At 68.3% G+C, this 14,971-nt stretch carries 12 protein-coding genes, 2 pseudogenes and 1 riboswitch; of the genes and pseudogenes, 3 read left to right on the forward strand and 11 right to left on the reverse strand.

Annotation, left to right across the window (positions count from 1 at the left end; translation table 11 throughout):
- Positions 1–107: 107 nt before the first annotated feature.
- The 9 genes and pseudogenes from QJR12_RS16115 to QJR12_RS16155 form a co-directional block, all read right to left on the reverse strand.
- Positions 108–1,427 (reverse strand): annotated as a pseudogene (locus tag QJR12_RS16115) (DNA polymerase IV); the annotation flags it as partial.
- A gap of 134 nt (positions 1,428–1,561) precedes the next feature.
- Positions 1,562–2,428 (reverse strand): DUF559 domain-containing protein, encoded by an 867-nt coding sequence (locus QJR12_RS16120; RefSeq protein ID WP_300584232.1) that lies wholly within the window; start codon positions 2,426–2,428, stop codon positions 1,562–1,564.
- Between the two features lie 162 nt (positions 2,429–2,590).
- On the reverse strand, positions 2,591–5,731 hold the full coding sequence (gene ileS / locus QJR12_RS16125; RefSeq protein ID WP_300584234.1) for an isoleucine--tRNA ligase: 3,141 nt from the start codon (positions 5,729–5,731) through the stop codon (positions 2,591–2,593).
- A 303-nt stretch (positions 5,732–6,034) separates the two neighbouring features.
- The gene (locus QJR12_RS16130; protein WP_300584236.1) at positions 6,035–6,409 is read right to left on the reverse strand and encodes an amino acid-binding protein; all 375 of its coding nucleotides are present in this window, start codon (positions 6,407–6,409) and stop codon (positions 6,035–6,037) included.
- 329 nt (positions 6,410–6,738) lie between these two features.
- Positions 6,739–7,029, reverse strand: a complete 291-nt coding sequence (locus QJR12_RS16135; protein WP_300584238.1) for an Rv1535 family protein — start codon at positions 7,027–7,029, stop codon at positions 6,739–6,741.
- 297 nt (positions 7,030–7,326) lie between these two features.
- Positions 7,327–7,497: riboswitch (M-box (ykoK) riboswitch) on the reverse strand.
- Between the two features lie 112 nt (positions 7,498–7,609).
- Entirely contained in the window at positions 7,610–8,449 is an 840-nt protein-coding gene (locus QJR12_RS16140; protein ID WP_300584240.1) for a hypothetical protein, read from the reverse strand.
- A complete protein-coding gene (locus QJR12_RS16145) occupies positions 8,359–9,048 on the reverse strand; it encodes an NAD(P)/FAD-dependent oxidoreductase (RefSeq protein ID WP_300584242.1) in 690 nt (229 codons plus the stop codon). Before QJR12_RS16145 ends, QJR12_RS16140 begins: the two co-directional genes overlap by 91 nt.
- Before the next feature lie 2 nt (positions 9,049–9,050).
- A complete protein-coding gene (locus tag QJR12_RS16150) occupies positions 9,051–9,701 on the reverse strand; it encodes a TetR/AcrR family transcriptional regulator (protein WP_300584244.1) in 651 nt (216 codons plus the stop codon).
- The gene (locus QJR12_RS16155) at positions 9,698–10,819 is read right to left on the reverse strand and encodes a nitronate monooxygenase family protein (RefSeq protein WP_300584246.1); all 1,122 of its coding nucleotides are present in this window, start codon (positions 10,817–10,819) and stop codon (positions 9,698–9,700) included. Before QJR12_RS16155 ends, QJR12_RS16150 begins: the two co-directional genes overlap by 4 nt.
- Before the next feature lie 59 nt (positions 10,820–10,878).
- Between QJR12_RS16155 and QJR12_RS16160 the strand changes: the two genes are divergently transcribed.
- Positions 10,879–11,307, forward strand: a complete 429-nt coding sequence (locus QJR12_RS16160) for a PaaI family thioesterase (protein ID WP_300584248.1) — start codon at positions 10,879–10,881, stop codon at positions 11,305–11,307.
- 79 nt (positions 11,308–11,386) lie between these two features.
- Here QJR12_RS16160 and QJR12_RS16165 read toward each other — a convergent pair.
- A pseudogene (locus QJR12_RS16165) lies at positions 11,387–11,497 on the reverse strand (hypothetical protein); the annotation flags it as partial.
- 82 nt (positions 11,498–11,579) lie between these two features.
- Between QJR12_RS16165 and QJR12_RS16170 the strand changes: the two are divergent.
- Both QJR12_RS16170 and QJR12_RS16175 read left to right on the forward strand, forming a co-directional pair.
- On the forward strand, positions 11,580–11,909 hold the full coding sequence (locus QJR12_RS16170; protein WP_300584250.1) for a transposase: 330 nt from the start codon (positions 11,580–11,582) through the stop codon (positions 11,907–11,909).
- Positions 11,906–12,715, forward strand: coding sequence for an ATP-binding protein (locus QJR12_RS16175; protein WP_300584251.1), 810 nt, complete (start codon positions 11,906–11,908; stop codon positions 12,713–12,715). The genes QJR12_RS16170 and QJR12_RS16175 overlap by 4 nt, the downstream gene beginning before the upstream one ends.
- A gap of 306 nt (positions 12,716–13,021) precedes the next feature.
- Here QJR12_RS16175 and QJR12_RS16180 read toward each other — a convergent pair whose 3' ends face one another.
- On the reverse strand, positions 13,022–14,755 hold the full coding sequence (locus QJR12_RS16180; protein WP_300584253.1) for an IS1634 family transposase: 1,734 nt from the start codon (positions 14,753–14,755) through the stop codon (positions 13,022–13,024).
- Positions 14,756–14,971 lie beyond the last annotated feature (216 nt).

Here is a 14,971-nt window from a genome sequence, read left to right on the forward strand (position 1 = left end):
TCGGCCCGCAGCCCGTCCTCGGCCCGCAGCCCGTCCTCGGTCCGCAGCCCGTCCTCGGCCCGCAGCCCGGCCTCGGCCCGCAGCCCGGCCTCGGCCCGCAGCCCGGCGACATAGTCCGGCCAGGCCAGGCTGTCCAGCGGGTCGGCGCGGGTGAGATCGCCGGTGTCGGCGGGCAACGTCCGCATCGGGCCCGGGCCGGTGACGCGGGTTTCGAACCGCACCGTGACCACCCCGTGCCCCGCACCCTGCACCCAGCCGTGCCCCAGGTCGGGGTGGGCCACGTCGTCTCCCACCCGCCACCCCGCAGGCTCCGGCGGCGCCGCATCCGCCTGGTGGGATTCCCATGTCGCCGCCGTCGGTTCGAGATCGACGAACAGCGGCTCCTGGCGTACCTCGGTCAAACCCGAAAAGCCCACACCGAGAAGACGCACCGGCCCGATTTGGCGCGGGTCCAGCAACAGCCGGCGGGCCACCGATACCAGCGCGGCGGCGTCGGTGGTGGCGTGCGGCAGGGTCGCCGAGCGGGTGAGCGTGCCCATATCGGATTTCCTCAGCTTCACCGTGACGGTGCGTGCGCCCCGCCCGTCGCGGACCAGCCGTCGATGCGCGTGCTCGGCGATCGGGGCGACCGCCTCCTGTAGCTGTTCGAGGGTGGTCACATCGACCGCGAACGTGGACTCGGCGCTGATCTGCTTGGCCTCGGCGCGCTCGGCGACCGGGCGGTCGTCGACACCGCGGGCCAGCCGGTGCAGTGCGGGGCCGGCGGTGGCCCCCAGGATGTTGGCCGCCTCCGCCTCGCTCAGCGCGGCCAGCTGCCCGATGGTCTCGATGCCCAGCCGGTGCAGCCTTTCCTCGGCGACCGGGCCGATGCCCCACAGCCGCCGCACCGGCAAACCGGCGAGCAGCGCCTGCTCCTCGCGGCGCCGGATCACCCGAACGCCATCGGGCTTGGCCAACCCCGAGGCGATCTTGGCGATTTGTTTCCCCGAACCCGCGCCCACCGAGGCGACCAGGCCGGTCTCCTGGCGCACCCGTCGCCGCAGGTCCTCGCAGAATCGTTCGACGTCCCGAGCCGGCGCGCCGCAAAGCCCGGGCGGCTCGGCGAACGCCTCGTCGTGCGACAGCTGCTCGACGACCGGCACCACGCCGCGCACGGTGTCGAAAACCCGGCGGCTGGCCACCCGGTACACCATGCCGCGTGGCGGCAACACCACCGCCTGGATGCCCACCAGCCGGCGCGCCTGCTGCATCGGCATCGCCGAACGGGCGCCGAACACCCGGGCTTCATAACTCGCGCCGGCAACCACACCCCGGCCGCCCAGACCACCGACCAGCACCGGGCGGCCTCGCAGCGTGGGGCGGGTCAGCTGCTCGACGGAGGCGAAGAACGCGTCCATGTCCAGGTGCACGACCCAGCGGGCGGTCACACCCTCAATCATCCCGCCTGCCGGTCCTCGGCCGTCCCCGGCCGCCCTTGGCCCTCCTTGGCTGCCTTTGGCCGCGAAAGTGCTCCTGTCGACGGGTCTACTCGGGCAATAGGTTGGTGGTTGCACTTTCGCGGTCACACAAGCGGGCAGCCCGCCGCACGCAACGCCTCCCGAGCCCGGGCCACGATGACGTGCGGCCGGCAGCGCAGCAGCTCGGAGCTCACCCGCACCAGCCGCCAGCCCCGGCGCTGCAGCGCGGCGGTGCGCTCGATGTCGTTGGCGCGGACCCGCGGATCGGTCCAATGTTGCGGACCGTCGTATTCGACGCCGACACGCCAGTCCTCCCAGCCCATGTCGATGCGGGCCAGCACCCAATTCCACTCGTCGCGCACCACGATCTGGGTCTGGGGCCGCGGCAGGCCCCCGCCGATGAGCACCAGCCGGGTCCGGGTCTCCTGGGGCGACTCGGCGCCGGCGTCCACCAGGGAAAGCACCCGTCGCAGCTGTTTCAGGCCGCGGGCACCGCGATGCGTCTCGATCAGCGGCCCAATGTCGTCGGCCGTCACCCCGGTGGCCCGCCCCAAGGCGTCCAGCCGGATCACCGCTGCCGCCAGCCCGGGCCGCCGACCCAGGTCGAACGCGGTCCGGGCGGGGCAGGTCACCGCAATCCCGTCGACCGCCGTGGTCTCACCGGCCAGCAGCGTCTCGTTGCGGGTGATGATCAGCGGCGGCGGACGTTTGCGGTCGCTGATGAGTTCGGCGGGCGCGTGCGGGTCCACCCACTCCGCGCCGAGCAGCGCCGCCGCGGAGTTACCGGCGACGACCGCTTTCCGCCCCGACCACAGCCACGCGGCCAGCGCCCGGTCTCGCGCGGTGAGCTCCCCACCGCGCCGCTGGTAGACGTTGCGGTAAATCCGGGTGCAGGAGCGTCGCAGTTCCCGTTCGGTCACCGTGCCGGCCCGGACCGCATCGGTTCCGACGAACGGTGTTGGCCTCCCCATGCGGTGCAGACTGCCATGACACCCCGACATGCCGCGAAAGTGCACCTGCCGACGGGTCTACTCGCGATATGCGTCGCCAGTTGCACTTTCGCGGGCGGCCGGGCGGCCCGGCGGCCGGGCCGGGCGGCCGGGCGGCCCGGCCGGGTCGGCCGGGTCCGCAGCTCAGCGGCCCGGCCGGGCGGCCGGCTCAGCCTTGGCGATGGCGACCCGCACGCCGTCACCGATCGCGACGGCGTCCGCTGCCGGCTCAGCGAACTCGAAGTGGGTGGCGAGGATTTCCCGGGCGATCATCTCGCGGTGCGCCTGCGCCCACCCCTGGCGCTGCGCCGGCACCGACATCCGCACCCTGATCCGGTCGGAAACGTCCAGGCCGATCGCCTTGCGCAGTTCCTGCAGTTCGCGGATGCGGTCTTTGGCCCAGCCCTCGGCCTCCAGCTCGGGGGTCACCGTGGCGTCCAGCACCACCAGGCCCGCGCCGTCGGGCAGCGCGGCGGTGTATTCCGGGTCGGCGGCCACCAGCTTCGAGCTGTACTCGCCGGGTTGCAGCACCGCGGGGCCCGCGGTCAGCGTGCCGTCCGGGTTGACGACGCCCTCGCCCGCCTTGACGGCCCTGATGGCGGCCTGCACGTCCTTTCCCAGCCGCGGCCCGGCGACCCGGGCGTTGACACTGAGCTCGAAGCGCCCGTAGCGAGCGATGTCGTCGCTGAGTTCGACCTTCTTGACGTTGAGCTCATCGGCGATAAGGTCGGTGAACGGCTCCAGCCGATGCGGATCCTCCACCGCCACAGTGAGTTTCGGTAACGGTAACCGCACCCGCAGCCGGTGCGCCTTGCGCAGCGACGACGCCGCCGAGCACACCTCGCGCACCTGGTCCATGGCGGCCACCAGCGCCGGGTCGGCGGGCAGGTCACCGGCAGCCGGCCAGTCGGTCAGGTGCACCGAACGCTCACCGGTGATCCCGCGCCAGATGACCTCGGTGGTCAGCGGAAGCAGCGGGGCGGCCAGCCGGCCGGTGACCTCCAGCACGGTGTGCAGGGTGTCCACGGCGTCGGGGTCCTCGTCCCAGAACCGTTGGCGTGAGCGGCGCACATACCAGTTCGTCAGCGCCTCGGTGAAGCGCCGCAGCTGCTCGCAGGCCCCGGAGATGTCGCAGGCATCCAGCGCCGCGGTGAGCTGATCCCGCAGCGCGGCGAGCTTGGCCAGGATGTAGCGATCCAAAACGTGCGGCGAATCGGTGCGCCAGGAACCGGCTTTCGGTGCGTAGAGCGCCAGGAAGCTGTAGGCGTTCCACAGCGGCAACAGCACCTGGCGCACCGCTTCGCGGATGCCCGCTTCGGTGACAATCAGATTGCCGCCGCGCAGGATCGGCGAGGCCATCAAAAACCAGCGCATGGCATCGGAACCGTCGCGCTCGAACACCTCGGTCACGTCGGGATAGTTGCGCCGCGACTTGCTCATCTTCTGGCCGTCATAGCCCAGAACAATCCCGTGCGCCACACAGGTTTTAAACGCGGGCCGGTCGAATAGCGCGGTGGCCAGCACGTGCAGGGTGTAAAACCAGCCACGGGTCTGCCCGATGTATTCGACGATGAAGTCTCCCGGGTAGTGCGTCTGGAACCACTCGGCGTTCTCGAACGGGTAGTGCACCTGCGCGTAGGGCATGGAGCCCGAATCGAACCAGACGTCGAGCACGTCGGGAATGCGCCGCATCGTCGAACGTCCCGTCGGGTCATCGGGATTGGGGCGGGTCAGCTCGTCGATGTAGGGCCGGTGCAGGTTGTCCGGGCGCACCCCGAAGTCGCGCTCCAGCTCGTCGAGGCTGCCGTAGACGTCGATCCGCGGGTAGGCCGGATCGTCGGACTTCCACACCGGAATCGGAGTGCCCCAGTAGCGGTTTCGCGAGATCGACCAGTCGCGCGCCCCCTGCAGCCACTTGCCGAACTGGCCGTCTTTGACATGCTCGGGGTACCAGGTGATCTGCCGGTTGAGTTCGACCATGCGGTCCCGGAATTCGCTGACCTTGACAAACCACGACGACACCGCACGGTAGATCAGCGGGTTACGGCACCGCCAGCAGTGCGGGTAGGGGTGCTCGTAGGTTTCGTGGCGCAGCAGCAGCGCCCCGTTGGCCGCGGCGGGTCCGCTGCCGTTCTTCAGATCACGAATGATCCGCGCGTTGGCGTCGAAGACGTGCCGGCCCTGATAGTCCGGCACGGTGGCGTCGAAACGGCCCTTGGAATCCACCGGGGTCACCGCCACGATGCCGGCCTTGTCGGCGGCCAGCATGTCGTCCTCGCCGTAGGCCGGAGCCAGGTGCACGATGCCGGTACCGTCCTCGGTGGTCACAAAATCACCGGCCAGCACGCGAAAAGCATTGGGCGAGTTCATAAAATACCGAAATGGTGGTAGGTATCGCAGGCCCAGCAGGTCGGCGCCGCGGCAGGTGCCCAGCACCTCGGGGTGCTCACCGAGCTCGCGGGCGTAGGCGCCCAGCCGGGCCTGGGCCAGCACGAACCGGCGATCGCCGGCCCGCACCTGCACATAGGTCACATCGGGGTTGACCGCGACCGCCTGGTTGGCCGGCAACGTCCAGGGTGTCGTCGTCCACACCAGCAGGTAGGCGCCCGCCAATTCGCCTTCAGGGACACGGAATCCGACGGTGATCGCCGGGTCCTGGCGACTTTGGTAGATGTCGTCGTCCATGCGCAACTCGTGGTTGGACAGCGGGGTTTCGTCGCGCCAGCAATACGGCAGCACCCGGTAACCCTCATAGGCCAGGCCCTTGTCCCACAGTTGCTTGAACGCCCAGATGACCGACTCCATGTAGGGCAGATCGAGGGTCTTGTAGTCGTTGTCGAAATCGACCCAGCGGGCCTGGCGGGTCACATAGGCCCGCCATTCGTCGGTGTAGCGCAGCACCGACGCGCGGCAGGTGTCGTTGAACGCCGCGATGCCCATGGCGTCGATCTGGGATTTGTCGGTGATGCCGAGCTGCTGCTCGACCTCGAGCTCGGCGGGCAGCCCGTGGGTGTCCCAGCCGAAGCGGCGCTCCACCTTATAGCCGCGCATGGTGCGATACCGCGGCACAATGTCTTTGACATAGCCGGTGAGCAGATGCCCGTAGTGCGGCAAGCCGTTGGCGAAGGGCGGCCCGTCATAAAACACGTACTCCGGGGCACCGGCGCGACGGGCGATACTGGCGCGGAAGGTGTCGTCGGCCGCCCAGTAGTCGAGAACCTCGAGTTCCAACGCCGGAAAGTCGGGGGCGCCACCGGCCGGCCGTGGATAGGTGTGCTCGGTCAACGCGTCGTCTCCTGTGCCACGGTGCCGATTTTGGCACCGCCATGCCGGTAGGCCGGGGACGACGCCGCGCCGGTGCGCGAGCGCCGCGGTACCACCCCGCTTGCACACGCCGACGTGGCGTGGCCGCTCGATTAAGGCTGTGACGGGCCGACCCGTTCGGTTCTACTGGGCCGCTTCCATCGCGTTGCATCGCCGAAGCCGGCCGTTCTTCCGAAGGCTCCCCGGTGATGGCCGGATCAACGCCGTTACCTCGAGATTCTACGGGCTGCGCCCGCCGGGCTCCGGGCGGACCCCGCCGGGCGCTCAGCCCAGCGCGGCCTTGGCGTCGGCCAGGTTGTCGGCCCCCAGCACCAGGGGGGTGTTGGTCGCCAGGTAGACGGTGTCCAGGTTGACCTTTGCGGCGCCGAGCTTGTGGACAGCCTCGGCCAGCGCGCCGGGGCGATCCGCCACCTCGAGAACGATGACCCCCTGCTCTCCTTCGATCTTGATGCCGGCGCTGGTCAGCGCTTCGAACGCCGCGGTGGGGTCCTGCACCAGGATGTGCAGCTCCGCCTGTCCTCCCCCGCTGCCCAGAGCGCACAGACCGGTGATGTTGACGCCCGCTCTCCCGAGCACCTCACCCACCCGGGCCAGCTCACCGGGCTCGTCATCCAGATAGAGCGTCAGATCGGTCGCCATGACACCCTCCTTCGCGGCCGCCGCCCGCCCTGGTCCCGGGCGCATCGGGTTCGGGCAAGCCGGTGTCTCAACGCTACTGCGGACGACGCGACTAGTTGTCGCGTTTTCGCAGTGTCAGCCATGCCGGCTTCGCCCCGCGACCGGACGGCGAAAAGTCACACGGCGCTTGCCGCATGCGCGGGTTCACCCTCTCCCGCGGGAATGCCAAGGGGCTGCCCGGCCGCACCGCTACGCTGCGGTCGGGCAGCCCCTTGGGCCTAGTGCGCGCCACGCATCGGTGATACCCGCATCGCTGATGGGATCGGTGACCGGAGATGCACCGGGTGCTCTCACGCCAGGACCTCTAACAGCCCCACCCGCCACAGCGCCGCGTACAGCTGGTGCATCGGAGCACGCAACAACCACGCGGCCCCCTCCACCAGCGGGTCACCTCCGACGCCGAACGGCCGGTCATCCAGGCGCTTGGCTAGCTCCTTCTTCGTCGGCGTGGCCTTCGCCGGCGTGGCCTTTTCGGCGGTCTTCTTGGCGGCCGTTGTCGCCGGCGCTGCGACCGGCACCGCCCGCAGCTTGGGCGCAGCGGGCACTCTCGTGGCTACGTCATCCCACAGAACAGCAGTCATGGTTGCCTCCTCGACGGAAAATCAATCGGACACTTCTGGACTGACTGTTCCGTCCCTCTCCCGGTTCCCGGCATCCGAGCGGATCGCTCGGCCGGTGAGGCAACTCGCGCTTTTTAGCTCAACGGCCAGGGGAAACGCCGTGCCGCAAGCCGGATCGGGACGAAACTAAGCCCGGATATCGACCCGGACTAGAACTGGAACTCATGCGTCCCTCACCTCCTCGCGGCCAGCACACATGCGGGATACCCGCATCCTTCACACGCAAGCGGGAGCGCAGAACCCGGCGACCGCCGGAAGACCGCACCCCACTCGTCAGGGCTTCGACACCACACGCCGTATCCGGAGACACCGGAAGCCACTTGGGCTCAACCCTTAAGCCGGGAGGAGCTGTCCTGACCCTGGGCGTCTCTCGACGTTCGGGGTCAGTGGCCTGTATCCGTGTGGCCGCCTCGCCTAACGAGGTGCTTACCTACCCGATAGTGCAATACCAACGCCACGACGTCAAACCCATAGCTTCCCCCGTGTCCGGATTGTTAGCGGATCCCTGACACGTCACGGCGGCACGACCGCCGAGCGGGCCCTAGACGAGTTCGTAATCGGCCAGGTTCGGTCGCGTCATGACCCGCTGGAAGCGGCTGAAACTCCACGGCCAGGCGACCGGCACCCCGCGGTCGTCGAGGTACCAGCTGCGGCAGCCGGTCACCCACACGGTCCGGCGGGCCGCCTGCACCCGCTCGGCCTCGAACCGGGCGGTGGCCCGGTGGCCGGCGCTGATCTGGCGGCACTTACCGCGGTTCAACAGCTCGAGGAGCTGCATCAGGTAGCAGATCTGGGCCTCGGCGACGTCGATCAGCGAAAAGTTGCCGACCGGCCCGTTGGGACCGTTGAGCATGAACAGGTTCGGGAAATCCGGCACCGACACCGACAGGTAGGCGACCGGCCGCCGACCCCAGACCTCGTCGAGGCGCACTCCGCCGCGGCCCACCACCGCCATCGGGCGCAAAAAGCGGTCCACCCGAAACCCGGTGGCCAGCACCAGCACATCGAGGCGGTGCAGCCGCCCGTCGGCGGTGCGCACCCCCTGGGCCTCCACCCGCTCGATGGGCTCGGTGATCAGGTGGGCATTGGGCCGCTGGATGGCGTCGTAGAAGTTCGGCGAGATGATCAACCGCTTGCAACCCGCCCGGTAGTCCGGCCGCAGCTTCGCCCGCAGCCCGGGATCGGTGACGTTCTCCTCCAGATTCGCCAGGGCCGCCTGTTGCAGCAGCTTCAGCGCGGGGGATTCGGCGTCGACGACGGCGTCGGCGAAGCTCTGGATGAAACTGGTGTTCAGCTGCGCGCGCAGTTGGGCCAGGATCGCCGGATTCGCCCGGTAACGGGCCCGCTCGGCGTCGTCGATGGGCGGGTTCTGCAGCCGCACGACCCATTGGGGGTGCGCTGGAAGAGGTGGAATTCCCCCACGATGTCGGTGACGGCGCCGGTGATCTGCACCGCCGATGAACCGGTGCCGATCACCCCGAGCCGCGCCCCGCTCAGCGGCACGCCGTGATCCCAGCGGGCGCTGTGAAACACCCGGCCGGCGAACTCGTCGAGCCCGTCGATGTCGGGATAGCGCGGGTGGTGCAGCACCCCGGTGGCGGCGATCACCACGTCGGCCTCATCGTGTTCGCCGGTGGACGTCTGCACGCGCCACCTGGTGCCGTCATGCTCGAGGCGCCGCACTTCGCGGCCGTAGCGGATCAGTCCGTCGACGCGGTAGCGGTGCGCGACGCTGTCCAGATAGGCCAGGATCTCCGGACCGGGCGCGAACACGTGGCTCCACTCCGGGTTGGGGGCAAAGCTGTAGGTGTACAGGTGCGCGGGCACATCGCAGCAGATGCCCGGGTAGGTGTTCTCCCGCCAGGTGCCGCCGAGCCGATCGGCCTTCTCGTAGACGGTGACGTCGGTAAAACCGGCCTCGCGCAGCTTGATGGCGGCGAGCACACCCGCCATCCCGGCCCCGATCACCACGAAACGCATGCTCAGTCCCGCCGTGGGCGCAACCCGTCCAGCACCAGCGACACGACGAAATCCGCGACTTGGCTCGCCGTGACGCCGTCGTCGGTGGACAGCCGCCGGTGCGCCAGCTGCCCGATGAGCGCCGCCAGGGTGTAGGCCACCATCCGGGGTGGGGCGGCCACCATCTCGCCGCGCTCCTGGGCGGCGACGACAAAGGCTTCGATGTCGTCGATGAACCGCTCGTAGATGCCGCCGAGGTGTTTTTCGAACCGGTCGCCGAGGGTATAGGCGTCGCGGAAGAGCAGCTTGACGGTCGCCTTGTCGGCTTCGAAGAACTCGAAGGTGGCCTGCACCGCGGTGCGGAACACCGCCACCCCGTTGGCGCCGTCGGGTGGCGCAGCGACCGCCGCCGCCAGGTGTGCCCGCAGGGCCGCCTCCTCGACGGCCATCAACGCGTGGAACAGCTCGTCTTTGGAGTCGAAGTACCAGTAGACCGAGCCGTAGGCCAGCCCGGCCCGCTTGGCGATGTCGGCGATGGTTGTGGCGTGAAAACCCTTGTGGGCGAAGACTTCTTTGGCCGCAGCGATAATCTGCCCGCGGCGCTCCGACTTGTCCTCGTCGCTGATCGCGCGACGCCGGCGGCGCTGGTCGCCGGGGGCGGGGGCGGCGGTCACCGCTGCGCCAGCCGCTCGAGACGCCCGACGGCGTCGATGAACTCCTCGACCATCTCGAGAACCACCGTGCGGGCCGGGCGTACCTTGTCCAGCGAGCCGACCACCTGGCCGACGAAATAGGTCGCCAGCTCGCGGGCCTTGGCGCCCGGGCGGGTGGCGGCCTGCTGGATTCGCAGCTGCGGATCGGCGATCAGCGCGCTCTGCAGCGGCATGCCCAGCGGGTCGGGGGCGTCGGGCCGGTCCCATTCGTCGGTCCAGGCGCTGCGCAGCATGCGGGCGGGCTTGCCGGTCAGCGACCGCGACCGCACCGTGTCCGAGGAGGTGGCGGCCAGGAATTTGTCCCTGACCACCACGGGTGTCTCGGCTTCCTCGGTGGTCAGCCACACCGAACCGCACCACACGCCCTCGGCGCCCAGGGCCAAAGCCGCGGCGATCTGGCGTCCGCGGGCGATCCCGCCGGCGGCCAGGACGGGCGTCGGGGAGACGGCGTCGACGATCTCGGGGACCAGCACCATCGTGGTCACCTCGCCGGTGTGCCCGCCGGCCTCGGTGCCCTGCGCGACGATCACGTCGACCCCCGCGGCAACGTGGCGCAGCGCGTGCTCTTTGGTGCCGGCCAGGGCGGCCACCAGCACGTCGTGGGCGTGGGCGCGTTCGACCAGATCCGGCGGTGGCGGCCCGAGCGCGCTGGCGATCAGCCGGATGTCGTGGGCGAAGGCAACGTCCAGCAGCGGCTGATAGCCCTTGGGGGAGATGCTGAGCTGGGCTCCCGGCGACTCGGGCGCCGACCCGGACGGGACGTCGTAACGGGCCAGCAGGTCGTCGACAAAGGCCCGATGCTGCTCCGGCAGCAGCGCGCTGAGCTGCCCCGCGTCGATACCGCCCCGCTCGGCGCCGACGTACTTCGGCGGCAGCAGCAGGTCCACTCCGTAGGGTTTGCCGTTGGTCTGCCGTTCGATCCAGGTCAGCTCGGTCTGCAGGCGGCGCGGGCTGTGCGCGACGGCGCCGAGGACTCCGAAACCGCCGGCGTTGGACACCGCGGCCACCACGTCGCGACAATGGCTGAACGCGCAGATCGGAAACTCCACGTCGAGCATCTCGGCGATCCGGGTTCGCATCGCCTCGACGCTATCCCGTTATTGATTGATATGTCAATCGCATGCGATAGAGTGCGGCCATGGGCCTGACCGAGGAGCAACAGCGCCAACGCCGCCAGGCGGTGCGGGAATTGATGCCGGCGACGCCGTTTCTGGCGCAGCTGGGCATCGTGTTCGAACGCTACGAGCCCGATGACGTCACCATCCGGCTGCCCTTCCGGGAAGACCTGACCAACGACGGGGTCTACTTTCACGGTGGGGTGATCGCGTCGGTGATGGACACCGCCGGTGCCGCAGCGGCCTGGTCAAACCACGACTTCGAAAAGGGGACCCGGGCCGCCACCGTCACCATGAGCATCCAGTACACCGGTGCCGCCAAGCGCTGCGACCTGCGGTGCCATGCGCGCACCGTGCGTCGGCGCAAGGACCTGACCTTCACCGAGATCACCGCCACCGACGCCGAGGGGGCCGTCGTCGCCCACGCCGTGCAGACCTATCGCATCGTGTAGCCGCTATTGCCTCGGGTAGCGGTGCGCGGCTGATATGCGCCCGTATCGTTAGCGGCCGGCCACGAAGCCGGGGCCTCCGTCAGGGGGTCAACACGCCGTGGACGGGCGGAACGGCGTCGCGCTCGCCGGCCATGACAGCCAGCAGCTCCTCGGCGTCCTCGAGCCGCACACAGCGCCGCGGCAGGATTGCGTTCGTGCGGGCTTCGATCATCCGTGCCTCGTTGAGGATGGTTCTTAAACCATTATAAGCGATTTTCAAACGCGAAACAGCCATGCGTGATCTGAACACGTTGCAACGCCAGGCCTTCGCCTACGGCGCTCACGTTGGTGCCTATGCGGCGGCGGTGTTGGAGCATCCGCTGCCGTGGACCAGGATGCGTCAGGTCTACCGGCTGCTGGGGGTGGTGCGCCGCCATGGCGCCGATGCGGTCGATGATGCCTGCCGCCGGGCGCTGGAGGCGGAAGTGATCGACGTGGGACTCATTGACCGCATGTGCTGCCGTGGCGGCGGCGAGCGGTTGCCGCAGATGCCAGCGCCGCCCGCAGCAGCGTCGCGCTTCGTGCGCGCCAGCTCCGATTTCGCGGTGCGGAGGCCCTCATGAGCCCGACCCGCCCCCACACCGCCCCGGCGGTCCAGCCGATCGAGGTGTCGGCGGAGCTCAAAGCGCTGATGCGTCGGCTCAAATTGGGCCAGCTGCTCGACACGCTGCCCGAGCGTTTGGCCCTGGCACGGGCCAACCGGCTGCCGCATCACGACTTTTTGGAGATGCTGCTGGCCGACGAAGTCACCCGCCGCGACCGCAAATCCGCACAACTGCGCGCCAAGGCCGCCCACCTGGACCCGCAGATGCAGCTGCAGGCCTGGGATGACACCGCTGCGGTCAGCTTCGATCAGGAGCTGTGGGCGGAGCTGACTTCGCTGCGGTTTCTCGCCGACGCCTACAACGTGCTCATCATGGGGCCGGTCGGAGTGGGAAAGACATTCCTGGCCAACGCCTTAGGACACATCGCCATACGGCGACACCACAGCGTGCATCACGAACGCGCCGACAAACTCTTCAAACGCCTGCGCGGCGCACGACTAGACGCCAGCTACGAAGACGAAATGCGCAAACTGCACCGAGTCGAGTTGCTCATCATCGATGACCTGGCCCTGCACCGGCTAGAAACCACCGAGACCAGCGACTTCTACGAACTCATTGTCGAACGCCACCGCAACGCCTCCACGATCATCACCAGCAACCGCGAGCCACCGGAGATCCTGACCATGATGGCCGACCCGCTGCTAGCCCAGTCCGCGATGGACCGGCTGCAATCGGCCGCCTACGAACTCATCATCGAAGGCGAGTCGTACCGGCAACGGCAAAAGCCGCGTACCAGAAAGCCGGCCCCTTCAACTCCGGATTGACCAGCAGCCCCCACCTAGGCCACCATCACCACACGGCCCACGATCGGAGACAACCCGGTCCCATGCTCATGGCAAACCGGTGGTCCCATCACCCTGGCAGGCGACACACTTCGTCTCCGCCGACAGGCTCGTCGCACGACGCCGACCGTTGCTGAACTCGGGCATAAGCAGCTCCTCTCGGATCACCCGAGAAGACTGCCAGCATTGGGTAATTTCTCACCCCGATCTCTGCGGCGAACTCAGACGCAAACCAAAGCGATAGACCCGATTTAGTGGCTGAGCTGGGTTTTTGTGATGCTGTACTGACTACGCGAGGCCGTGGCGGTGGGAGACGCCGAGGAGTTCGAAGGCGCGCCGCTGCAGTGCGGTGGGGCTGGTGATCTTGGTGAATGCCGGTGTGTGCTCGGTGGGCTGAATCTGGTTGGCGCAGATGGTGGCCAGGTCGGCAAGCAGGCTGGTGAAACTATGTACGGGGGTGTCGTCGTGGGTGCGTTTACGCGCTGCCTTGGTGAGGGCTTCATCGGAACGTTGGGCGGCGGCGATGGGGTTGGGGCGTTTGGCGGCCGCGGCGGTTTTGTCGTTGTCGACGAACAGGATTGGGGCCAGGGACTGTTTCATATGCCAGCTGATGTAGTAGGACAGCATCCGTAGGAACATGTGGGCGCGGACCCGGTCAGCCAGGCGGTGGTGGATGGGCCGCACGTCAAGCTCGCTGTTGAGGGTGCGGAAGAACCGTTCGACGTCTTCGAGTCCCTTGTAGCGCAACACGACGTCGTCGCGGTCCAAAGCGGTGGTGGGCAGGTTGGTGCGCAGCACGTAGATGCCATCGAGGGCGGCTTCGGCGGCGATAGCCTCGTCGTTGCGGGTGAAGCTGAACGCGGTGTCGGTGATGGTGAGGTGGAAGTGTTTGGCCATCTTGTGGCGGTTGATCACCTTGCCGACCCGCAGGGCGATCGTGTCTTTGCCGCGCAACGGGCGCCGTGTTCGGGTGGTGGCTGCCGCGATGGCGGACAGTTGTTTTTCGGTGGCCGCCAACAACTCGTGACGCTTGCGGGTGCGCCGTTGGGCCAGGTCGGGGTTGTGGCAGGCGATCAGGCGTTCACCGGGGTAGTCCGGGGAGTCGATCTCGGCGAGGTCTTGGGTGTCAAACAAGCTCAGCTGCAAGGCGTCGGCTTCGACGAGGGCCTTGATCTGGGGGGCGCGTAGCGCGGTGATCCAGTCCAGCCCGGCGGGGTGAAGTTCGGCGGTGATGCGCGCGCTGGTGATCATGCCGCGATCACCCACCAGAGCCACCCGGGATAGCCCGAACCGGTCTTTGAGCTTTTCGATCTGCACAGACAGGGTTTTCGGGTCGGCGGTGTCGCCGTCGAACACCTCGATGGCCACCGGTATCCCGGTGGAGGTGCACAGTAGTCCGTAGACGATCTGCAGGCGTCCTTTGACCCCGTCGCGGGCGTGCCCGATCTTGCCCAGTGGGCAGGTGCGGCCCTCAAAGGCCGCCGAGGACACGTCGTAGAGCACCACGGTGCCATCAGCTAGATGCCGTGCGGCCAGCTGGTCTTCGATGCTCTCTTTGCGGGCCAGCGCCCAGTCCATCGCCGCATACAGGTCGTCCTCGTCGGCCCCGTCGACCCCCAGCACCTCACCTAGCGAGCTGGTCGCGGTCTGGGCGCGCAGTCCGCGGGCGGTGGCCAGCTTGGATGCCGGGGCGATGACCTGGGCCACCAGCATTGCCATCACCAGATTGCGCCGACGTGACGGTGTCGGGTCGATGAGTTCTTCGACACCTAGGCCGCGGGCGGTGCCCAGCACCGCGGCCACATGCCCATGCGGCAGGCTGCGGGTGATCTCGAAGGCCTCGGATAGATCGCCCACCGTCGGCAAGCCTTTGAGCACCCGCGTCAACGCCTCGACCTTGGGCGCTGGCCAGCGCGACAGGTTGGCCAGGGTGCGGTTTTTCACCTTGCCGTCCTGGCGGTAGGACTCCCGCAGCAGAATCGCCGGCGGTGACCCGCGATTCGGCACCCGCGCCACATACATGTCTACTTTATATCACATAAAACCAGCCAGTATGGCCCGCCACTATATGACACGCCGCAACAAATTTAGAATACATGTCTACACTCACGTTCGGCTGCGGATGCAAAGCGTCTGCTCAGCAACGGAAAACAAGAACCAGACCCGTCTAGCGGGGGGAACTACGGTTTAAACGCCCGCGCCGGGTCGATCAGGCAGTCATAGTGGGCGGCCAGCTCG

Source organism: Mycobacterium sp. (genome assembly GCF_029961025.1).
Lineage (GTDB): Bacteria > Actinomycetota > Actinomycetes > Mycobacteriales > Mycobacteriaceae > Mycobacterium.

Coding starts and splice junctions, on each gene's coding strand:
- QJR12_RS16130 (WP_300584236.1), bottom strand. CDS start 6,409: ATGGCGACCGATCTGACGCTCTATCTGGATGACGAGCCCGGTGAGCTG.
- QJR12_RS16160 (WP_300584248.1), top strand. CDS start 10,879: ATGGGCCTGACCGAGGAGCAACAGCGCCAACGCCGCCAGGCGGTGCGG.
- QJR12_RS16120 (WP_300584232.1), bottom strand. CDS start 2,428: ATGGGGAGGCCAACACCGTTCGTCGGAACCGATGCGGTCCGGGCCGGC.
- QJR12_RS16170 (WP_300584250.1), top strand. CDS start 11,580: ATGCGTGATCTGAACACGTTGCAACGCCAGGCCTTCGCCTACGGCGCT.
- QJR12_RS16155 (WP_300584246.1), bottom strand. CDS start 10,819: ATGCGAACCCGGATCGCCGAGATGCTCGACGTGGAGTTTCCGATCTGC.
- QJR12_RS16180 (WP_300584253.1), bottom strand. CDS start 14,755: ATGTATGTGGCGCGGGTGCCGAATCGCGGGTCACCGCCGGCGATTCTG.
- QJR12_RS16175 (WP_300584251.1), top strand. CDS start 11,906: ATGAGCCCGACCCGCCCCCACACCGCCCCGGCGGTCCAGCCGATCGAG.
- QJR12_RS16135 (WP_300584238.1), bottom strand. CDS start 7,029: ATGACTGCTGTTCTGTGGGATGACGTAGCCACGAGAGTGCCCGCTGCG.
- QJR12_RS16145 (WP_300584242.1), bottom strand. CDS start 9,048: ATGCGTTTCGTGGTGATCGGGGCCGGGATGGCGGGTGTGCTCGCCGCC.